The organism is Ruegeria sp. CDSC045, assembly GCF_059610725.1.
On sequence record NZ_JBXWOE010000006.1, the window covers coordinates 99,571 to 119,613 of the forward strand.

The 20,043-nt window shown below is 58.9% G+C and carries 19 protein-coding genes, 1 tRNA gene and 1 riboswitch; of the genes, 4 read left to right on the forward strand and 16 right to left on the reverse strand.

Annotated elements, in window-relative coordinates; all coding sequences use genetic code 11:
* The first annotated feature begins 119 nt into the window (after window positions 1-119).
* A tRNA-Leu gene (locus tag AC2FH6_RS12295) sits at window positions 120-206 on the forward strand.
* Between the two features lie 133 nt (window positions 207-339).
* Here the strand turns inward: AC2FH6_RS12295 and mutT are convergent.
* Genes mutT through AC2FH6_RS12310 form a run of 3 tightly spaced genes read right to left on the reverse strand, consistent with a single transcriptional unit; the run spans window position 340 to window position 2,814 of the window.
* A complete protein-coding gene (gene mutT / locus AC2FH6_RS12300; RefSeq protein ID WP_496692631.1) occupies window positions 340-738 on the reverse strand; it encodes an 8-oxo-dGTP diphosphatase MutT in 399 nt (132 codons plus the stop codon).
* Window positions 735-1,961, reverse strand: coding sequence for a bifunctional glutamate N-acetyltransferase/amino-acid acetyltransferase ArgJ (gene argJ, locus AC2FH6_RS12305; RefSeq protein ID WP_496702853.1), 1,227 nt, complete (start codon window positions 1,959-1,961; stop codon window positions 735-737). Before argJ ends, mutT begins: the two co-directional genes overlap by 4 nt.
* 4 nt (window positions 1,962-1,965) lie before the next feature.
* A complete protein-coding gene (locus AC2FH6_RS12310) occupies window positions 1,966-2,814 on the reverse strand; it encodes a peptidylprolyl isomerase (RefSeq protein WP_496698758.1) in 849 nt (282 codons plus the stop codon).
* A 176-nt stretch (window positions 2,815-2,990) separates the two neighbouring features.
* On the opposite strand from AC2FH6_RS12310, the gene secA reads away from it, so the two are divergent.
* From secA to AC2FH6_RS12325, 3 genes are all read left to right on the forward strand, one after another.
* Entirely contained in the window at window positions 2,991-5,708 is a 2,718-nt protein-coding gene (gene secA / locus AC2FH6_RS12315; RefSeq protein ID WP_496692629.1) for a preprotein translocase subunit SecA, read from the forward strand.
* A gap of 100 nt (window positions 5,709-5,808) precedes the next feature.
* The gene (locus AC2FH6_RS12320; protein WP_142637323.1) at window positions 5,809-6,735 is read left to right on the forward strand and encodes a hypothetical protein; all 927 of its coding nucleotides are present in this window, start codon (window positions 5,809-5,811) and stop codon (window positions 6,733-6,735) included.
* Window positions 6,736-6,760: 25 nt separating this feature from the next.
* Entirely contained in the window at window positions 6,761-8,317 is a 1,557-nt protein-coding gene (locus AC2FH6_RS12325; RefSeq protein ID WP_496702855.1) for a phosphate ABC transporter substrate-binding/OmpA family protein, read from the forward strand.
* Between the two features lie 3 nt (window positions 8,318-8,320).
* Here the strand turns inward: AC2FH6_RS12325 and radC are convergent, their stop codons facing one another.
* From radC to dnaK, 13 genes are all read right to left on the reverse strand, one after another.
* Complete coding sequence (gene radC, locus AC2FH6_RS12330) at window positions 8,321-9,076, reverse strand: RadC family protein (protein WP_282022167.1); 756 nt, start codon at window positions 9,074-9,076, stop codon at window positions 8,321-8,323.
* Between the two features lie 35 nt (window positions 9,077-9,111).
* Window positions 9,112-9,846 carry an ABC transporter permease gene (locus AC2FH6_RS12335; RefSeq protein ID WP_496702857.1) on the reverse strand — a complete coding sequence of 245 codons (735 nt, stop codon included), beginning with the start codon at window positions 9,844-9,846 and terminating at the stop codon, window positions 9,112-9,114.
* Complete coding sequence (locus AC2FH6_RS12340; protein ID WP_496702859.1) at window positions 9,843-10,571, reverse strand: ABC transporter ATP-binding protein; 729 nt, start codon at window positions 10,569-10,571, stop codon at window positions 9,843-9,845. Before AC2FH6_RS12340 ends, AC2FH6_RS12335 begins: the two co-directional genes overlap by 4 nt.
* Window positions 10,568-11,242, reverse strand: coding sequence for a thiaminase II (gene tenA, locus AC2FH6_RS12345; protein ID WP_496702861.1), 675 nt, complete (start codon window positions 11,240-11,242; stop codon window positions 10,568-10,570). The genes AC2FH6_RS12340 and tenA overlap by 4 nt, the downstream gene beginning before the upstream one ends.
* Window positions 11,239-12,174, reverse strand: a complete 936-nt coding sequence (locus AC2FH6_RS12350) for an ABC transporter substrate-binding protein (RefSeq protein ID WP_142637333.1) — start codon at window positions 12,172-12,174, stop codon at window positions 11,239-11,241. The genes tenA and AC2FH6_RS12350 overlap by 4 nt, the downstream gene beginning before the upstream one ends.
* Before the next feature lie 19 nt (window positions 12,175-12,193).
* Window positions 12,194-13,159 (reverse strand): ThiF family adenylyltransferase, encoded by a 966-nt coding sequence (locus AC2FH6_RS12355; RefSeq protein ID WP_496702863.1) that lies wholly within the window; start codon window positions 13,157-13,159, stop codon window positions 12,194-12,196.
* The gene (locus AC2FH6_RS12360; RefSeq protein ID WP_281995832.1) at window positions 13,156-13,752 is read right to left on the reverse strand and encodes a thiamine phosphate synthase; all 597 of its coding nucleotides are present in this window, start codon (window positions 13,750-13,752) and stop codon (window positions 13,156-13,158) included. The genes AC2FH6_RS12355 and AC2FH6_RS12360 overlap by 4 nt, the downstream gene beginning before the upstream one ends.
* Window positions 13,749-14,513: a thiazole synthase gene (locus AC2FH6_RS12365; protein ID WP_281995831.1), complete on the reverse strand. Its 765-nt coding sequence runs from the start codon at window positions 14,511-14,513 to the stop codon at window positions 13,749-13,751. The genes AC2FH6_RS12360 and AC2FH6_RS12365 overlap by 4 nt, the downstream gene beginning before the upstream one ends.
* Before the next feature lie 2 nt (window positions 14,514-14,515).
* On the reverse strand, window positions 14,516-14,710 hold the full coding sequence (gene thiS / locus AC2FH6_RS12370) for a sulfur carrier protein ThiS (protein WP_496702866.1): 195 nt from the start codon (window positions 14,708-14,710) through the stop codon (window positions 14,516-14,518).
* A complete protein-coding gene (locus tag AC2FH6_RS12375; protein WP_496702868.1) occupies window positions 14,694-15,671 on the reverse strand; it encodes an FAD-dependent oxidoreductase in 978 nt (325 codons plus the stop codon). The genes thiS and AC2FH6_RS12375 overlap by 17 nt, the downstream gene beginning before the upstream one ends.
* The gene (gene thiD / locus AC2FH6_RS12380) at window positions 15,668-16,471 is read right to left on the reverse strand and encodes a bifunctional hydroxymethylpyrimidine kinase/phosphomethylpyrimidine kinase (protein ID WP_496692624.1); all 804 of its coding nucleotides are present in this window, start codon (window positions 16,469-16,471) and stop codon (window positions 15,668-15,670) included. The genes AC2FH6_RS12375 and thiD overlap by 4 nt, the downstream gene beginning before the upstream one ends.
* Window positions 16,472-16,515: 44 nt before the next feature.
* Window positions 16,516-16,622, reverse strand: a riboswitch (TPP riboswitch).
* A gap of 165 nt (window positions 16,623-16,787) precedes the next feature.
* Window positions 16,788-17,936, reverse strand: a complete 1,149-nt coding sequence (gene dnaJ, locus AC2FH6_RS12385; RefSeq protein ID WP_496692623.1) for a molecular chaperone DnaJ — start codon at window positions 17,934-17,936, stop codon at window positions 16,788-16,790.
* A 74-nt stretch (window positions 17,937-18,010) separates the two neighbouring features.
* Complete coding sequence (gene dnaK, locus AC2FH6_RS12390) at window positions 18,011-19,918, reverse strand: molecular chaperone DnaK (RefSeq protein WP_281973405.1); 1,908 nt, start codon at window positions 19,916-19,918, stop codon at window positions 18,011-18,013.
* Window positions 19,919-20,043: the final 125 nt, after the last annotated feature.

Here is a 20,043-nt window from a genome sequence, read left to right on the forward strand (position 1 = left end):
CCACGAAAAAGCAACGCGGCACAGACGGTTGAAAGCGGTGGTCAAAAAACTTTCGAAAAACTTCCCGAATCCGGTTGACGCCTTCCGCCAGTAGGCTTAAACGCCCCTCCACGACACCTGCCCAGGTGGCGGAATTGGTAGACGCGCTAGCTTCAGGTGCTAGTGTCCGTATGGACGTGGAGGTTCGAGTCCTCTCCTGGGCACCAAACTCCAAACATCTCCCTACTTTTCAAGCGATTGCGCTCGTGCGCTTTTCCGTTTCTTGCCTGCGCCTAAGCGCTGCAATAGGTTTAAATCGCGCGCTGAATTCCAGCGTCCAGACAAGATCGAACCGGGACCCTAAAGCCAATCCCGCAAAATCGGGATCAACGGCACATCTGCCGCAGGCATCGGGTAACTGCGCAGATCATTCGCACGCACCCATTTCAGCGCCTGTCCTTCCTTCGATTGTGGAATGCCTTCCCATTTGCGGCAGGCAAACAGCGGCATCAGCAGGTGGAAATCATCATAGCTGTGGCTGGCGAAGGTCAGCGGGGCGAGGCATGAGGCCCAGGTGTTGATGCCCAGCTCTTCTTCCAGCTCGCGGATCAGGGCGGCCTCGGGTGTTTCGCCGGGTTCGATCTTGCCGCCGGGAAACTCCCACAGGCCCGCCATGGATTTACCTTCGGGGCGCTGCGCCAGCAGCACCCGGCCCTCAATGTCTATCAGGGCGACCGCAGAAACCAGAACTGTTTTCACGACCGGTAATCCGCGTTGATCTCGATATAGCCATGGGTCAGGTCGCAGGTCCAAACGGTGGATTTACCCGCGCCCAGCCCTAGATCGACGCCGATTACAAGGTCCTGAGCTTTCATGTATTCGGCGGCGTCTTCCTCGCGGTAATCGGGACTGACCCAACCTTTTTCGGCCACAAGGATGTCTCCGAAAGAAATGCTCAGCAGGTCACGGTCGGCAGCTGCACCCGATTTTCCGATGGCCATGACGACGCGGCCCCAATTCGGGTCTTCGCCCGCAATGGCGGTTTTTATCAGTGGTGAATTGGCAATCGCCAATCCATGCACCTTGGCGTCGGCATCGGTGACGGCCCCGGTCACACGAATTTCTACGAATTTCGTGGCGCCCTCGCCATCGCGTACCACTTGTTGGGCAAGGTCCAGCATCACGGTTTCCAAAGCCTCGGCAAAGGCGGCATTGTCTGTCGCATCCACCCCCGAAGCCCCAGTAGCACACAGCAGCAGGCTGTCCGACGTCGAAGTGTCGCTGTCGACGGTGATGCAGTTGAAAGTGCGGTCGGTTTGCGCACCCAGCATCTGCTGCAGCGCGGATTGCTCGACCTGGGCGTCGGTGAAGATATAAACCAGCATCGTCGCCATATCAGGCGCGATCATGCCAGAACCCTTTGAAATCCCCGCAATAGAGACCGTTTTTCCGTCAATCTCGACCTGCGCCGAAGCTCCTTTCGGAAAGGTATCCGTGGTCATGATGGCCCGCGCTGCATCTTCGATTGCGTGGCGACTGAGGCCGGATTTCAGGGCCTCAAGCTGCGCCACGATGCGGTCATGCGGCAAGGGCTCACCGATCACACCAGTTGACGAGGTAAAAACCCGTTCGACCGGTACGCCTGTGGCCTTGGACACTGCTTGCGTCACCTCGGCGACCGAGCTTTGGCCATAATGCCCGGTAAATGCATTGGCATTGCCCGAATTCACAAGGATCGCCGCCGGCCTGTCACTTGGCCCGCCGATCTTGTCCTGACAATCCAGCACGGGTGCCGCACGTGTGGCCGAGCGGGTAAAGACCCCAGCCACTGAAGTGCCTGGATCAAGGACCGCCAGCATCACATCGGTGCGGCCTTGATAGCGTACGCCGGCTTCGACGGTCGCAAAGCGCACACCGTCAATCGCGGGCAATTCGGGAAACGCCGCCGGGGCCAGCGGAGAGACTTTGGTGATCGAGGCCACGGGGTTACTCCTGAATCAGGTCCAACTGACGCACGATGCCCGGGTTCACATCTTCGAGTGCAGGACGTTCGATCTGTGCAGCCTGGGTCAATTCGCCGATACGGGCCTGAATAGCTTCACTTTGCAGATCCTGTGCCAGCTCGTCGCGTACCGCATCAAGTGCGGGCGCTTCGGATTTGCGCTTGTCATTCAGAATGATCACGTGCCAGCCGAACTGTGTCTGCACCGGGTCCGACACCTGATCCTTCTCAAGCGCGACAACGGCGGTTTCAAACTCGGGAACCATCTGCCCCTTGCCGAACCAACCCAGCACCCCGCCATTCGGGCCGGAAGGACCGGTTGATTTTTCTTTGGCCAGCTCGGCAAAGTCGGCGCCATCATCCAACTGAGCCTTAAGGTCTTTGGCCTCATCCTCGGTCTCGACCAGAATATGGCTGGCATTAAACTCATCTTCGCCTTCAAACTCGGCAAAGCGCGCATCATAGGCGGTCTGAATGGTTTCTGCCGTTACAACTTCGTCGATCAGGGCATTTACGGTCTGAACCGCCAGCAACGACCGCGTCTCGTTCTCGATGGCCAAGGCGTTCAGATTGCTCAGCCCTTCTTGCTCCTGGCCCAGCAACTGCTGCTGAATCAGCTGTTCGATGATGAAATCATACAGAACATCATCTTCGACCTGCTGATAGTTGGGGGGCAGTGTCGCAACTGTTGCGATCACATGCGCCAGAGTGATTTCTTCGCCGTTTACGCGGGCGACCACCGTGCTGGCATCGGGCTTGGTTTCGGCGGCCAATGGCAGCGCCATCACCGTTGCAAGGGCCAGCGATGGCAGAAAAGTGAGGCCTTTGGGCATGGAATCATCCTATTTCTTTGCCACGGCAGGGCGCAGCGTTGACACTCTGGAACCTGCCGCTTACATCGCTTTGAAGCCTTGGACAGGGCCGCCTTTCACCCCCCGTATCTATGGGTTGCGCGCAAGGTGGGCAAGCCTGTCAAAACCAAGACAAGAACAGATCCGCTGGAGTGAACATGCTGGGACTCGGAACGCTCGCCAAAAAGGTGTTCGGAACACCGAACGACCGCAAGATCAAGGCGACCCGCCCCCTGATCGAACAGATCAACGCGCTGGAACCCGAGTTCGAGAATCTGTCGGATGACGGCCTGATCGCAAAGACCGCCGAGCTGCGCAAACGTGCGTTGGAAGGCGAAAGCCTGGATGATCTGCTGCCCGAGGCGTTTGCCAACGTACGCGAAGGGGCAAAACGCGCGCTGGGCCTGCGTGCCTTTGATGTGCAGTTGATGGGCGGCGCCTTCCTGCATCAGGGCAATATTTCCGAGATGAAAACGGGTGAAGGCAAGACATTGGTTGCGACCCTCCCCGCCTATCTGAACGCGCTGACCGGTAAAGGCGTGCACGTGGTCACGGTGAACGAATACCTGGCCAAGCGCGACTCGGAATGGATGGGCAAGGTGTTTGCCGCCGTGGGCATGACCACCGGTGTCATCTGGTCAGGGCAGCCCGATGCCGAGAAAAAGGCTGCTTATGCCTGTGACGTGACCTATGCCACCAACAATGAGCTGGGTTTTGATTATCTGCGCGATAATATGAAGGCGGAACTGGATCAAATTTACCAGAAACACCACAATTTCGCGATCGTGGATGAGGTCGACTCGATCCTGATTGACGAGGCACGGACGCCGCTGGTCATTTCGGGGCCCTCCGAGGACCGGTCGGACCTGTATACCGCGATTGATGCGCTAATCCCATCATTGGGAGAAGATCACTTCACGCTGGACGAAAAGTCCCGGAACGTGACCTTCACGGATGAAGGTAACGAGTTTCTGGAGCAACAGTTGATTGCCAACGGCCTGATCCCAGAAGACCATTCGCTGTATGATCCTGAAAGCACCACAGTCGTTCACCACGTGAACCAGGGCTTGCGCGCGCATAAGCTGTTTACACGTGACAAAGATTACATCGTGCGGGACGGCAATGTCGTTCTGATTGATGAGTTCACCGGTCGCATGATGCCAGGTCGTCGCCTGTCGGAAGGTCTTCATCAGGCCATCGAAGCCAAGGAAAACGTGCAGATCCAGCCCGAAAACGTAACATTGGCCAGCGTGACGTTCCAAAACTACTTCCGCCTGTATGACAAGCTGGGCGGCATGACCGGCACCGCGCTGACCGAGGCTGAGGAATTTGCCGAAATCTACGGTCTGGGCGTTGTCGAAGTACCAACCAACAAACCGATCGCGCGTCTGGATGAGGACGATCAGGTCTTTCGTACCGCGGCCGAAAAATACGGCGCCATGATCGATGAGACAAAGGAAGCCCAGAAAAACGGACAACCGGTCCTTCTGGGCACCACGTCCATCGAAAAGTCCGAATTGCTCAGCCAGATGCTCACCAAAGAGGGTATCCAGCACAATGTTCTGAATGCCCGCCAACACGAGCAAGAGGCGCAGATCGTTGCCGATGCGGGCCGATATGGCGCAGTAACCATCGCCACCAACATGGCCGGTCGCGGTACTGATATTCAGCTGGGCGGCAATGTGGAAATGAAGGTTCTGCAGGCGCTGGCCGAAAACCCCGAGGCAGATCCGGCCGAGCTGCGTGCCGCGGAAGAAGCCCGCCATGCTGAAGAAAAAGAAAAGGTCCTGGCTGCCGGTGGGCTGTATGTCATGGCGTCCGAACGGCACGAGAGCCGCCGTATCGACAACCAGCTGCGGGGCCGGTCCGGCCGTCAGGGTGATCCGGGCCGCACCGTGTTTTACCTCAGCCTCGAAGACGACCTAATGCGCATCTTCGGCTCGGAACGGTTGGACAAGGTTCTGACCACGCTGGGCATGAAAGAAGGTGAGGCCATCGTCCACCCTTGGGTGAACAAATCGCTGGAGCGGGCGCAATCCAAGGTCGAAGGTCGCAACTTTGACATGCGCAAGAACGTCCTGAAATTCGACGATGTGATGAACGACCAGCGTAAGGTGGTATTCAGCCAACGGCGCGAAATCATGTCCGCCGACGATCTGTCCGAAATCGTATCAGACATGCGTGAACAGGTGATCGACGATCTGATCGACGAATATATGCCGCCGAAATCCTATGCTGATCAGTGGGATACCGAGGGTTTGCACGCAGCGGTCAAGGAAAAATTGACCATTGACGCCCCGGTTCAGGATTGGGCCGCTGAGGAAGGCGTGGATGACGAGCAGGTGCGCGAACGGCTGATCAACGCCGCTGACGAGATGATGGCGCAAAAAGTGGCCGCGTTCGGCCCCGAGAACATGCGCAACATCGAAAAGCAGGTCTTGCTGAACACGATCGACAGCAAATGGCGCGAACATCTGCTGACGCTGGAACATCTGCGCTCGGTCGTGGGCTTCCGCGGCTATGCCCAGCGCGACCCGCTGAACGAATACAAGAACGAAAGCTTCCAGCTGTTCGAATCCATGCTGGATTCGTTGCGCGAAACCGTGACCCAGCAGCTGTCCCGCGTGCGACCGCTGACCGAAGAGGAGCAGCGCGAAATGCTGACCCAGATGCAAGCGCAGCAGGCACGGGCGCAGCAGGCGGTAGATCAGGCCACTGGTCACGCCGAAGCGGTGGCCGAGGCCGAAGCCTCGGGTGATGCGCGGCCTGGATTTGTCGAAGACGACCCGGCAACTTGGGGAAACCCGTCGCGCAACGACAAGTGCCCCTGCGGTTCAGGCAAGAAGTTTAAGCATTGCCATGGCCGGTTGACCTAACGTCACCACAATCGAGACACAATGAGTCCGCCTCACGGCCACATATTAGCCGTGATTCAACTGCAGGGTGCGAATCGCTCCTTCAACTGGGGAGGGTGTCTTGTTTGTAATTAAGAACTACGTAACCACTGGCGGCACCGTTGCTTGTGCATTGGCCATTGGCTACCTCATGCAGAACGGAACCCCTGCGCAACCGCGAGGGGAGCGGGCTTCTGTCGATGTGGCATCAGTTACGGATCAGGCTTCAATCATCCCCGGGTTAAGCGAAGTCGTTCTGACCTCATCTGCACCGGTTCACGGAACAAGCAAAGAGACCGGGTCCGACAACCGTTTTATCGAGTCCAGTCGGTCAGAACCTGTCAATCCCATTGACTGCACCCTCAGTGCGCGCGCTACTGCCGTTCCCGGTGCTGCCGCCCGGCTGGTCGTCAACGCCCCCTGCCACAGTAATGAATCCGTGGAAATTCACCACAGCGGTCTGACAGTCACACAGCGCACCGACGCAGTAGGGCGCATGGACATGACAATCCCGGCCCTGTCAGAATATGCGATCTTTCTGATCTCGTTTGAAGACCAGCATGGAACAGTCGCAACCACCCATATCGCTGACATTGCCAATTACGAACGCATTGCCCTGCAATGGCAGGGTGAAACTGACCTGCAAATTCATGCGCTGGAATTCGGGGCCAGCTATGGCGGCAATGGCCATGTCTCGGCCGAGACCCCGACCGAAGGCGCCGGACAGGTAGTGCGTCTGGGCAATACCGGAACCGGGGACATGAAAAACATCGAAATCTATTCGTTCCCTGCTGGTCTTTCCAACCAAAACGGGTCGATAGAAATCACTGTCGAAACCGAGGTGACTTCAGAAAATTGCGGGCGCGACCTGAACATCCAGTCGCTTGAATTGCGGGATGATCGGTTGAGATCAAAAGACAGGACGCTGAGTTTTCCTGAATGCTCCCGCACCGGAGAGTTTCTGGTGTTGAATAATCTCTTCCAAGACCTGACAATCGCCGCAAACTAAATCCGCAGGCAGGCTCGGGCATCTTATGAAATTCTTTCGTGTGGCAGCGGCTGCACTGGCTTCCGTTACAATCGCGTCGGGCGCACAGGCGCAAGACATCTCGCTTATGTCGCATGACGGCAAGGTCGAAATCACCGGTGACCTGCTGGGATTTGACGGCGAGTTCTATCGCGTGGCAACACAATTCGGCACGCTGACAGTTGATGGGTCCGGTGTGACCTGTACCGGACCTGCCTGCCCAAGCCTGACCGATTTTGTGGCTGAAATCCGATTTGCCGGATCTTCGGTCATGGCGGAAAAGGTTCTACCAGCGCTGATTGTTGGCTTCGCACAGCAGCAAGGGTTGTCGGCGACCCCAAACAGGCTGACCGCCAACACATTTTCTTACGAACTGCACCAACCCGGGCGGGCAGCACCGCTGGGTCGGTTCTTCTTTGACGCAGGGAACACTGAGCGCGGATTTAGGGCGCAGGCAGAAAACCAGGCTGATATTGTTCTGGCGTTGCGCGAAATCCGACCCGAAGAGGAGCAAGCCGCACAAGCGGTAGGCCTTGGCGATCTGACCCGCACCCGCCGGGCCCGCGTCATCGCGCTTGACGCTTTGGTACCAATCGTTGCCAACTCGAACCCGTTACAGCAAATCTCGCTTGCGGAATTAACCCGGGTGTTTTCGGGCGAGATTACGAGTTGGGCCGAGTTGGGCGGACCCGATGCGCCAATTTCACTGCACCTTCCGGAAGCCGGTTCGGGTCTGGCCCAGAATGTCGAAGACAGGCTTCTGGGACCCTCCGGCACAGCCCTTTCCGAGGCGGCCATTCGGCATAACCGCAGTACTGATCTGGTGCGTTCCGTTGCTGCGGATCCCTTTTCAATAGGTGTCGCAAGCCAAGCCGAAGCCAGCACCGCGCGTGCCCTGCCTTTGACCGGCGGATGCGGTCATGCGCTGGCGGCAACTCGGCAGTCAATCAAGACCGAAGATTATCCGCTGACCTCGCCTATGTTTCTATACCTGCCGGACCGGCGATTGCCGCGTTTTGCACGCCAATTCCTGGCCTACACCCAGGGAGCCGAGGCGCAGATTGCAATACGCGAGGCTGGCTTTGTCGATCAAACCCCCGAGACTATGGGTCTTGGGGTGCAAGGGGATCGACTTGCCAATGCGATCGCGTCGGGCGGATCAGAAGTTGGTTTGGAGGAACTTCAGCGGCTGGTCGAGATTTTCAGACCCATGTCCCGCCTGTCACTGTCCTTCCGGTTCGAGCCCGGTTCCTCGCGCCCGGATGCGCAGTCACGGTCCAATATCCGACATCTTGCCCTTCTTTTGGAATCCGGGACCCTCGATGCCCGAAAGCTTAGGTTTGTCGGCTTCAGCGATGGCGAAGGGGCAGCGTCAACCAATGCGCGGATCGCATTGTTGCGGGCAAAAACCGTTCGCAATGCCGTATTGGCCGAGATTGAAACCGCTATCGGGGACAGCGTCGAAATCACGGTCGACGCCTTTGGCGAGGCCATGCCCATGGCCTGCGACGACACGGAATGGGGCCGAAAGGTCAACCGCCGGGTCGAGGTCTGGGTTCAATAGCACTCACAGATAGCCTTCGGACCTGAAGCTCAACTCGTTCGACTTTCCAATGATCAGATGGTCATGCAGCGTCAGGCCCAGTGCCAGGCATGCATCCTGAATTCGGTTGGTCATGTCGATATCCGATTGCGACGGGGTCGGGTCACCTGACGGATGGTTATGCACAAGTATCAACGCCGAGGCATTCAGCTCCAGCGCCCGTTTGGCAACCTCGCGCGGATAGACAGGGACATGATCCACCGTGCCCTTGGCCTGCTCCTCATCAGCGATCAGCACGTTTTTGCGATCCAGATAGAACACACGGAATTGTTCGGTCTCACGATGGGCCATGGTGGTGTGGCAATAGTCCAGCAATGCGTCCCATCCGGAAATCACATGTCGCCGCATCACCCGCGCGCGGGCCATACGATGGGCGCAGGCCTCAAGGATTTTCAGATCGGTGATCACAGTATCCCCGACACCTTTGATTTGGCGCAGCCGTTCCTCGGGGGCGGTCAGCACCCGATTGAAATCGCCGAACGTTTCCATCAGCGCACGCGCCAGCGGTTTCACATCCTGCCGGGGGATTGAACGGAACAGGACCAGTTCCAACAGCTCATAATCCGGCATGGCGGCGGACCCGCCAGACAGGAACCGTTCGCGCAGCCGCTTGCGATGATCTTTGATGTAGGAGGGTAACCGACCCGTCGGCAGCGGCTGCGCGGGGGCTTCGTCTGTATCGAACAGCATTGGGGCTTCGGAAAAGGCGTCCTGTGTCATGCTCTCAGCCTGACGCAGAATCGGTTTCCAGATGGTTAACGCACCTCACCTGCCATGCGGGCAGTGGCGCGGCGGACAACCATATGCAACACGATGGAAAACACCCCCAAGGTCAGCATCGCGGCGAACATCAGATCAGTCTTTGCACGGCCATTGGCCAACAGCATCAAATATCCCAACCCTTGGGACGAGCCGACCCATTCACCAATCACCGCCCCGATCGGCGCATAGACGGCGGCCAGCCTCATCCCCGACGCCAGCGAGGGCATCGCCGCCGGAATGCGGATATAACACAGCACTGCACGCGGACTGGCCTGCATCGTGCGCGCAAGGTCCAGATAGCCCTGCGGCGTCCGCATCAGCCCATCGAAGAAAGACGAGGTGATCGGGAAATAGATGATCAGCACCGCCATCGCGACCTTGGACCACAGACCATAGCCCAGCCAAAGCGTCAGCAACGGGGCCAGCGCAAAAACCGGCAGAGCCTGCGTGAACACCAGCATCGGCTGTACCAAAACTCGCGCCGCCCGCGAATTGGCCAGTTGCAGCGCCGTGACCACACCCAGAACCGTCCCAAAAGCCAATCCAATCACCACTTCGACCGCAGTGATCCAAGTGTGTTCGGCGATCAGCCAACGGTTCTGCCACCAGGTCTCGACCACCACGGCGGGGCTTGGCAGGATGAATTTAGGCAGGCCGGTCGTCCAGACGATCCCCTGCCAGATCGCAATCGCAAACACGGTGGCTGCAAGGGCTGAGAGATATTTCATGCGACCGCCTCGCGCAGCAAGCGCAACAGCGCACCTTGCGTCTCAAGCGTCTCAAGGTCGTCCACATGGCGCGGGGCAGGTGCATGCGGCGGTTCACAAGGGGTCAGGCCCTGCTGTGTCATCACCATGATGGACTGGCCCAGCCGGGCGGCCTCACCCGGGTCATGGGTGACCAGCAGAACAGTCCGGCCCTGCAATGCCTCGACCGCAAGATCCTGCATGTCGGCGCGGGTGCGAGCATCAAGGGCCGAGAACGGCTCATCCAGCAGAACAATCGGGCGGTCTTCCATCAACGTCCGGGCCAAGGCCACGCGTTGGCGTTGGCCGCCCGACAGTTCGGCGGGTTTCTTGGTCATATGATCCTGCAATCGCATGCGCTGAATCAGACGGTTGCGCCGCTCCAGATCGACCGACTTGCCCCGAAGCCGCGCACCTAACGAGACATTCTGTGCAACCGTTGCCCAGGGCAGCAGTAGATCATCCTGCGCCATATAGGCCACGCGGTCCTGCATCGGAGCACCGTCACCGGCGGTGATCTGCCCGGTGAACACGGCACCTGTATCAAGCCCGGCAATCAGACGTAGAATTGTGGTTTTACCGACGCCCGATCCGCCCAACAGGCAAGTCCACTGCCCGGCCCCAAGGGTCAGGGTAAGCGGCGCGAACAACGTCGCCCCGTCAATCGTAGCCGTGCCGTTGATGCTCAGATCGGGCGCCCGTGTCATGGGGTCAGGCCCATTTGCCAGAAGTTGACTTCTAGCTCGGTTGCGGTGCGGAAGGTCTGGCACAGGCGGTCCCAGCGAGGCGAGGCTGCAAAGTTCTCACCAATACGCCGTGTTAGAGCCTGATCTAGCAGTTCTCCAACCGCTTTGCACGCGCCTTGGTAGTCGTCGCTGGCATAGGTATCGATCCAATCACGATAGACCTCGGATGTAGCTTCAGAGGCCAACCGCGTGCCGATTTCGCCATAGCCCATCACACAGGGGGCCAAAGCCGCCAGCAGGTCCAGCAAATCGCCACTATACCCGGCCTCAAGCACAAAGCGCGTATAGGCCAGGTTTTCGGCGCGTTCAGGGGTTGCGAACAGCTCCTCCTGGGAAATCCCGGCGGCCTCGCAGATACCGATATGCAGCTGCATTTCCTCGGCAACCAACGCATTTACCGTGGCCACGGCCGCCAGCATTTCCGAATGAGTCTCGGATTTGACAACTGCCAGTGCCCAAGCACGGGAAAAATGGATCAGGAACACATAGTCCTGTCGCAGGTAATGCAGGAACGCCGCGCGCGGCAGCGTTCCGTCTTTCATCCCTTCCACAAAGGTGTGGCGAGTGTAATCCCGCCACGGCCCCTGCGCGGCATCCCGCATCAATGCGAAAGCTTTGCCGTAATTGCTCATTGCGCGGTCACATCGATGGCAATGTCGCTGACCGGGTTCAGGCTGTCGATCATGCCGCTGTTCTTCAGGAACTCCTCGAACCGCGCATAGCGACCCGCATCAAACGCCGCCGGACGCAGTGCGAACCGGGGCAGCGTGTCGACCCAGGCGCGGGCATTAAGCTCATCCTTCAGCTCGGTCGAGGTGGCCGCGAAGATTTCCCAGCTTTTTTCCGGGTTGTTGACGATATATTGGGTCGCTTTCTCGGTTGCAGCCAAGAAACGGGCGATTTTGTCGGCATCCATCGTATCGGGATTGGCGACATAGATCAGCTCGTCATAGGGTGGGATGCCTTCCTCTTCGATATAGAAACAGCGACCCGCGACACCTTCGATATCCATCTGGTTCAGCTCAAAATTCCGGAACGCCCCGATAACCGCATCCACCTGACCGGTCATCAGCGACGGCGACAGCGAGAAGTTGACGTTGACCATCTCAATCTCATCCAGACCGATATCATGCTGACCCAGAAGGGTTGTCAGGATCGCCTCTTCGACACCGGCGACCGAGAAACCGATTTTCTTGCCCCGCAGATCGGCCAGCGACTTGATCGGGCCATCATCCAGCACCAGCAGGCAGTTCAGCGGGGTGGCAACCAGCGTGCCGACCCGTTTCAGCGGCAAGCCCTCATGGATTTGCAGGTGCAGCTGCGGCTGATAGGACACCGCCAGATCGGCCTGACCAGCGGCCACCAGACGCGGCGGCGCGGAGGGGTCCGCGGGCGGAATGATCTCAACCTCAAGCCCCTGGTCGGCAAAATAGCCGTTTTCCTGTGCGACGATAATTGGACCATGGTCAGGGTTCACAAACCAATCCAACAAGACGGTCATCTTATCCTCGGCCCAGGCCGGCGCGGCAGCCAGCAGGGCGATTGCAGCGATCAGTTTTTTCATATCTCGCGGTTCCTTCTGTTCACGAGGTTGAAGCCGCGACAAGAACAATCTCGCCCGGCCAATTCGGTTGAATTCGTTCGGCAGCGCGCCAGGCGCGCAATCCGGTAGCACAGCACAATGCCAGCCTTTTGCCCTTATTAGGGTCTATCTGATTCAGATCATCCGGCGATATCCGTTGCGCATCAGGATGTACCGGGCGCGGGGATTCCTCGGGGCTGCGCAGCTCGATGATCTGGTCATCTGTCGCCAGTTGCCCGGCCGAGAGAAACCGGAAACAGCTGTTCGGCTCGGGCGCATCGTCAAAGCGGAAGGCCGTGCTACGGAGTGTCCGACCATCGTATTGAACCATCTGACCCAGCGCCGAGGGCGTCAGTCCAAGGATCAGGTTCAACGCCATCTGTGCCTGCATCGCGCCGACCGTCCCGACGACCGAACCCAGAACACCAGCGGTGGCGCAGCTGGCCCCGCTGTCCGGCGCATCCGGGAACAGCGCCCGCAAAGACGGCGCGCCGCCGCAGAAACCTCCGACATAGCCCGACAGCCCAAGCACCGAGGCGCTGATCAGCGGCTTGCCCTGCGCCAAGCAAGTGTCCGAGAGGATATAGCTGGCCGCATAGCTGTCTGCACAATCCAGGATCACATCCGCCTGAGCGACCGAGTTACTGGCATTTTCGCCTGTTAGAGCCTGTTTTTTGCCGCTGACGTCTATGTCCCCATTGATCGCCTTGCACCGTGCCGCCGCACGCTCGGCCTTGGGGTGTCCGCAATCCGCCTCAGAAAACAAGGTCTGCCGATGCAGGTTGGACAGCTCAACCTGATCCCGATCCAGGATCGTGATCTGCCCGACCCCTGCCCCGGCCAGCAATGGCAGGGCCGGGGCAGCCAACCCGCCTGCCCCTACCACCAAGACACGCGCCGAGGACAGTCGGCCCTGCCCTTTTGCCCCAACCTCTGGCAACAGCGTCTGACGGGCATATCGGCTCATCTGGTGACCTCGATCCACTGGCGCAAGCGCGCCTCGGGGTCGGTATTCAGGGTGATATCGGTCACAACCGAGACGATATCCGCCCCCGCCTGCAAGACACCCGGCGCACGTTCGACGCTCATCCCGCCAATGCCAACCAGCGGCGTATCTCCAACACGCGCTTTCCATTCTGCGACGCGGGGCAGACCCTGCTGCTGCCATTTCATCTTTTTCAGGATGGTGGGATAGACCGGGCCAAGCGCCACATAGTCGGGGTCCATGGCCAGCACGCGCTCTAACTCATCATCATCATGGGTGGACACGCCCAGTTTCAAACCCGCCTTGCGGATGGCAATCAAATCGGCCTCGTCCAGATCCTCTTGCCCCAAATGCACCCAGTCACAGCCGGCGTCGATGGCCGCCTGCCAATAGTCATTGACCACCAGAACTGTCCCATTTGCGCGGCACAGGTCACGCGACTTGGCAATCTGGTCACGCACCACATCCATGGGCTGGTCCTTGACCCTCAGCTGTACCAACTTGATGCCCAGCGGCAGCATCCGGCGCAGCCAGTCCGAATGATCGAAGATCGGATAAAACCGGTCGAGTGTCATGACAGAAATGCCTTTCCAATAACCGGGGTCGAAGGTTCCGCCATATCGCGCGCCTCGATCGGGTCGGCCTGATGGGCCAGTTGCCCGGCCTCGATCGCGCGGGCCATCGCGCGGGCCATCAAAACGGGGTCCCCGGCGCGGGCCACAGCAGTGTTCAGCAGTACAGCGTCATAACCCAGCTCCATCGCGTGGGCGGCGTGGCTGGGCAGGCCGATGCCCGCGTCAATCACCAAGGGCACATCCGGGAACTCTGCCCGCATCGCACGCAGGGCATATTCATTGTTCAGCCCCCGCCCTGACCCGATCGGCGCGCCCCATGGCATCAGCACCTCACACCCGGCGGCAAGCAGCCGTTCGCCAACAATCAGATCTTCGGTCGTATAGGGAAAGACCTGAAACCCGTCGCTGGTCAGAATGCGCGCGGCTTCGACCAGCTGGAACACATCCGGCTGCAGGCTGTCGGTATGGCCGATCAGTTCCAGCTTGATCCACTTGGTATCAAAGACCTCACGCGCCATTTGGGCGGTGGTTACCGCCTCTTTGACCGTATGGCATCCGGCGGTGTTGGGCAGCACCAACACGCCCAGATCGCGGATCATCTGCCAGAATGCCTGCCCCGCCCCTGATTCTCGGCGAAGCGAGACCGTGGCAACACCCGCCCCGCTTTCGCGAAAGGCCTGCTCCAGAATAGCCGGGCTGGGATATTGCGCCGTGCCCAGCATCAGCGGGTTGGCCAATGTGGTTCCGTAAAAGGATTTCATCCTCAGCCCCCCTGCATCGGCGCGACGATTTCGATCCGATCCCCTTCTGCCAAAGCATGGGCAACACGCAGCCCCGAGGGCACGAATTCTTCGTTCACCGCAGTAGCGACACGGCCCGAGTAGCCGCATTCCATCAGCAATTCCGATAGGGTCTCGGCCCGCACCTCGCGCGGCTCGCCATTAAGCACGATCTTCATCGACCATCTCCGAATGTTTGTGTTCAAGCGCCAGATCGGCAACGCCTTGGGCCAGCGCAGGTGCCAGCAGGTACCCGTGGCGGTACAGCCCGTTGGCGTAAATCGTCCCGCCCCGACGCCTGATCCGAGGCAGATTGTCGGGAAAGGCCGGGCGCAGATCGACGCCGATCTCTAGCACCTCGGCCTCGCCAAAAGCGGGGTTCAACGCATAGGCCGCGCTGAGCAGTTCCAGCATCGAGCGCGCGGTGATGCGGGTTTTATCCTCGGATTCAATCATCGTCGCGCCCAGCATGTAGATGCCATCGCCACGCGGCACGATGTAAAGCGGCATCCGGGGATGCAACAGGCGCACGGGCCGGGTCAGCGTCACATCAGGGCAGCGGATCACCAGCATCTCACCCTTTACGCCCCGAAGATCAGACAAGGCGTCCCGCGCCTGAAGACCACGGCAGTCAATCGCGTTCTCCAACCCAGCAGGGGCGGGTTCGCGATGAAAGGCAACGCCCCGCGCGATAAGATTGTCGAACACATCCTGCAGCGCCATGCGTGGGTCTATATGGGCTTCGCCCTTGAAATACAGACCGTTGCCGAAACCATGTAGATCAGGCTCTAATGCAGCTAGTTCCTGCTGATCTACCTCATGATACCCCTGCGTTCGACGACCAAATCGACGTAAATCCGGCAAGTCGCGCGCACCGCAAACGACCAAAGTACCGCGCTGATGAACCTTGGTCCGGGTCGCCCACCAGTCAAAAGCACCCTGCCCCAGGCGCAAGACCGGCTCTTCGGCATTTTCGAACTCGCACCACGGGGCCAGCATTCCCCCGGCCCACCAAGAACAGCTATGCGGACCCGGCAGGCCGGCGGGGTCAAAGACTTGCACCCGTGCGCCGCGATGAGCCAATTCGGACGCAACAGCCAAACCGGCCACTCCTGCCCCTATGACAGACCAGATCGTCACGCCGGCCAGACCCGATGGAAATGATGCACCGGACCATGGCCCCGGCCCACGCACAGCCCATCAGCCTGGGCGATAGCGCCTTGCAAATAAGCATGTGCCTCTGCCACGGAATCCCGCAAGCTCAGACCTTTGGCCAACCCGGCGGAAATTGACGAGGACAATGTACACCCAGTCCCGTGGGTGTTCTTTGTGTTCCGGCGCTGCGCTGTGAATTCATCCACCAATCCCGAACCGTCGACCAACAGATCATGACATATCTCGCCCTGACTATGCCCGCCTTTCATCAAAACAGACGCGGCCCCCTTTGCGCAAAGGGCCTGTCCCTGAACCACCATTTCATCCGGAGACTGCGCTTCGGACTGTCCAAGCAGGCGCGCAGCCTCGGGCAAATTGGGCGTCAGAACAGTCGCGCGTGGTATCAGAAGGTCCATAAGGGTCCGGATTGCGTCACCCGCCAGCAATGCATCCCCGGATTTCGCTATCATGACAGGGTCCAAAACTATGGGCCCGGCATAGCCCGACAGGGCATCTGCAACGGTCTCGATAATCTCGGGTGTTGCCAGCATGCCGATCTTGATCGCCCCGACATCCAGATCGTTCAGCACGGCGTCGATTTGCGCGCGGATCACACTCAGAGGAATGCCATGAACGGCTGTCACGGCCAGGGTGTTTTGCGCAGTCACCGCCGTAATAACGCTGGCCCCATAAACGCCCAGCGCCGACATCGCCTTGAGGTCCGCCTGAATTCCGGCCCCGCCTCCGCTGTCGGACCCTGCAATGGTCAGGGCAATTGCCGCCATGTCGTTGCTCCATCTTCTAGGGGCAACGGGGCAGGGAAAACGTCTGTATTCATAAGACCGTTCCCTCCGCCGGTATTGCCCGGATCAGGTTCGATGGGTTGATGCAGCAGCACCTCTCAGCCTTGCGAACAAGGCACCCCAACGGTTGCGCGGACCATTTCAGGCGCGGCGACAATAATCAAGCGAAGATTTGCGAGGCGCTGCCTCGCGCTCCGAGGTATTTTTAGCCAGATGAAATGCGGATCACCTGCTTCATCTGGCCCTAAATACCTCGGGGGAGTCGCGGGGGGCAGCGCCCCCTTTTTGGGAAAAGACTTCAGCCCTTCATCCCGTCCCAGAAGGATTTGACGGAGGAGAAAAAGCTGTTGGATTCCGGGTGATTATCTTCACCCAGGTCGTCGAACTCGCGCAGCAGCTCTTTCTGGCGGCTGGTGAGGTTTACCGGAGTTTCCACGGCCAGCTCAATGAACATATCTCCAACACCGCCACCGCGTAGGGCTGGCATGCCCTTGCCGCGCAGGCGCATCTGGCGACCCGATTGGCTGCCCGCTGGAATCTGCACACGCCCGCGGCCACCGTCGATGGTTGGAACTTCGATCGAACCACCAAGCGCGGCTTTGGCCATGCTGACCGGCACGCGGCAATAGAGGTTCACGCTGTCACGCTCGAACAGCCTGTGATCTGAGACCTCTACAAAGATGTATAGATCACCCGGAGGGCCACCGCGCATTCCAGCCTCGCCTTCACCGGCCAGACGAATGCGCGTGCCGGTTTCGACACCGGCTGGAATGTTAACGGACAAAGCGCGTTCTTTTTCAACACGGCCCGCACCCTGACAGGATTTGCAGGGGTTCTTGACGATTTGACCCAGGCCCGAACAGGTCGGACAGCTGCGTTCTACTGTGAAAAAGCCTTGTTGCGCACGCACCTTGCCCATACCCGAACAGGTCGGACAGGTGGTGGGCTCAACACCGCCTTCAGCCCCGGATCCGTCGCAGGACGAACAGGCAACCGCTGCCGGGACATTGATGGTTTTCTGCTGACCTGAATACGCCTCTTCCAGCGAGACGCGCAGGTTATAGCGCAGATCCGAACCGCGTGCGGCACGACGTCCACCGCCCCCGCTCCGTTGGCCACCCATGAAATCGCCGAACAGGTCGTCGAACACATCCGAGAATGCACTGGAAAAGTCGCCCTGACCAAAGCCAGCGCCAGGTCGGCCACCGCCGCCCATGCCATTTTCGAATGCGGCATGACCGAACCTGTCATAAGCCGCCTTGCGTTCAGCATCTTTCAGGACGTCATAGGCCTCGTTCGCTTCTTTGAACTGTGCCTCTGACTCCGGATTGTCCTTGTTGCGGTCGGGATGCAATTCTTTGGCCTTCTTGCGAAAGCCTTTCTTGATCTCGTCCGCTGATGCACCCTTGGATACGCCGAGCACATCGTAATAGTCGCGTTTTGACATCAGTATTTCCTTCTGCCTCAACGTAATCGGGCCGGCCCGGTGACCGGACCGGCCCGAATTGGCCCGGTTACCCGTTAGCTACGCTTGTCGTTGTCCAGATCTTCGAACTCGGCATCGACGATGTCATCCTCGCCCGGTGCAGCATCCGCAGCGGCAGGTTCATCTTCGCCGTCTTCAGCTTGCGCTTTGTAGATGGCTTCGCCCAGCTTCATGGCCGCTTCGGTAACGTTCTGGATGCCCGACTTGATCTTGTCGGCATTCTCGGTTTCCAGCTCGTCTTTCAGCGCGGCAATCGCCAGCTCGATGGCTTCGATGGTTGTTGGATCAACCTTGTCGGCATGTTCTTCCATCGACTTTTCTGTCGAGTGGATCAGGCTTTCCGCCTGGTTCTTTGCGTCGACCAGCTCGCGGCGTTCCTTGTCGGCCTCCGCGTTCTCTTCGGCGTCCTTGACCATCTTTTCGATGTCCTCGTCGGACAGGCCGCCCGATGCCTGGATGGTGATCTTCTGCTCTTTGCCAGTGCCTTTGTCCTTGGCCGAAACCGAGACGATGCCGTTGGCGTCAATGTCAAAAGTCACCTCGATCTGCGGCATGCCGCGCGGTGCGGGCGGGATGTCTTCGAGGTTGAACTGGCCCAGGATCTTGTTGTCCGCAGCCATTTCACGTTCCCCTTGGAAACAGCGAATGGTCACGGCGTTCTGGTTGTCTTCGGCGGTCGAGAAGACCTGAGACTTTTTCGTCGGGATCGTGGTGTTGCGGTCGATCAGTCGGGTGAACACACCACCCAGCGTTTCGATACCCAGCGACAGCGGTGTCACGTCCAGCAGAACAACGTCTTTGACGTCACCCTGCAGAACACCGGCCTGAATGGCGGCGCCCATGGCAACCACTTCGTCCGGGTTCACACCTTTGTGCGGCTCTTTGCCGAAGAATTTAGTGACCTCTTCGATCACTTTCGGCATCCGGGTCATACCACCGACCAGAACAACCTCATCTACATCGCCAGCCGACAGGCCAGCATCTTTCAGAGCAGCCGCGCAGGGCTTCATCGACTTCTTGATCAGATCACCAACCAGCGATTCCAGCTTGGCACGGGTCAGTTTCATGACCATGTGCAGCGGCTGGCCGTTGGCGCCCATCGAGATGAACGGCTGGTTGATCTCGGTTTGTGAGGTCGAGGACAGTTCGATCTTGGCTTTTTCCGCAGCTTCTTTCAGACGCTGCAGCGCCATCTTGTCCTGGGACAGATCGACACCGTGTTCCTTTTTGAACTCATCCGCCAGGTAGTTGACGATGCGCATGTCAAAGTCTTCACCACCCAGGAAGGTGTCGCCATTGGTCGATTTAACCTCGAACAACCCGTCGTCGATTTCCAGAATGGTTACGTCGAAGGTGCCGCCACCAAGGTCATAAACCGCGATGGTTTGGGTTTCTTCCTTGTCCAGACCATAGGCCAGAGCGGCAGCTGTCGGTTCGTTGATGATCCGCAGCACTTCCAGGCCGGCGATTTTACCGGCATCTTTGGTCGCCTGACGCTGTGCGTCGTTGAAATAGGCCGGAACGGTGATAACGGCTTGTGTGACTTCCTCACCCAAGTAGCTTTCAGCAGTTTCCTTCATCTTGCCCAGAGTGAAGGCCGAAATCTGGCTTGGGGAGTACTTTTCACCGCGGGCTTCGACCCACGCGTCGCCATTGCCGCCATCAACGATGGCGTATGGTACCATTTTCTTGTCTTTTTCGACTTCGGCATCATCTACACGACGACCGATCAGGCGTTTGACGCCAAAAACCGTGTTGTCAGGGTTGGTGACCGCCTGGCGTTTCGCAGGCTGACCGACCAGTCGCTCATCTTCGGTGAAGGCGACGATCGAGGGCGTGGTCCGCGCCCCTTCGGCGTTTTCGATGACCTTCGGCTGCGAGCCGTCCATGATGGCAACGCACGAGTTGGTGGTGCCGAGGTCAATCCCGATTACTTTTCCCATATGTTCAATCCCTTTCTCTTCAAGGCGATGTCCCGAGGCCCGACCCGTTATGGCATCTGGCCCCGATCTGATTTGCGCAATGGTCCTACACCATCGCGCGTCCCGGCGTATATAAGGACGGGAAC

Coding starts and splice junctions, on each gene's coding strand:
- AC2FH6_RS12310 (WP_496698758.1), bottom strand. CDS start 2,814: ATGCCCAAAGGCCTCACTTTTCTGCCATCGCTGGCCCTTGCAACGGTG.
- secA (WP_496692629.1), top strand. CDS start 2,991: ATGCTGGGACTCGGAACGCTCGCCAAAAAGGTGTTCGGAACACCGAAC.
- AC2FH6_RS12325 (WP_496702855.1), top strand. CDS start 6,761: ATGAAATTCTTTCGTGTGGCAGCGGCTGCACTGGCTTCCGTTACAATC.
- radC (WP_282022167.1), bottom strand. CDS start 9,076: ATGACACAGGACGCCTTTTCCGAAGCCCCAATGCTGTTCGATACAGAC.
- AC2FH6_RS12335 (WP_496702857.1), bottom strand. CDS start 9,846: ATGAAATATCTCTCAGCCCTTGCAGCCACCGTGTTTGCGATTGCGATC.
- AC2FH6_RS12340 (WP_496702859.1), bottom strand. CDS start 10,571: ATGACACGGGCGCCCGATCTGAGCATCAACGGCACGGCTACGATTGAC.
- tenA (WP_496702861.1), bottom strand. CDS start 11,242: ATGAGCAATTACGGCAAAGCTTTCGCATTGATGCGGGATGCCGCGCAG.
- AC2FH6_RS12350 (WP_142637333.1), bottom strand. CDS start 12,174: ATGAAAAAACTGATCGCTGCAATCGCCCTGCTGGCTGCCGCGCCGGCC.
- AC2FH6_RS12355 (WP_496702863.1), bottom strand. CDS start 13,159: ATGAGCCGATATGCCCGTCAGACGCTGTTGCCAGAGGTTGGGGCAAAA.
- AC2FH6_RS12360 (WP_281995832.1), bottom strand. CDS start 13,752: ATGACACTCGACCGGTTTTATCCGATCTTCGATCATTCGGACTGGCTG.
- AC2FH6_RS12365 (WP_281995831.1), bottom strand. CDS start 14,513: ATGAAATCCTTTTACGGAACCACATTGGCCAACCCGCTGATGCTGGGC.
- thiS (WP_496702866.1), bottom strand. CDS start 14,710: ATGAAGATCGTGCTTAATGGCGAGCCGCGCGAGGTGCGGGCCGAGACC.
- thiD (WP_496692624.1), bottom strand. CDS start 16,471: ATGGCGGCAATTGCCCTGACCATTGCAGGGTCCGACAGCGGAGGCGGG.
- dnaJ (WP_496692623.1), bottom strand. CDS start 17,936: ATGTCAAAACGCGACTATTACGATGTGCTCGGCGTATCCAAGGGTGCA.
- dnaK (WP_281973405.1), bottom strand. CDS start 19,918: ATGGGAAAAGTAATCGGGATTGACCTCGGCACCACCAACTCGTGCGTT.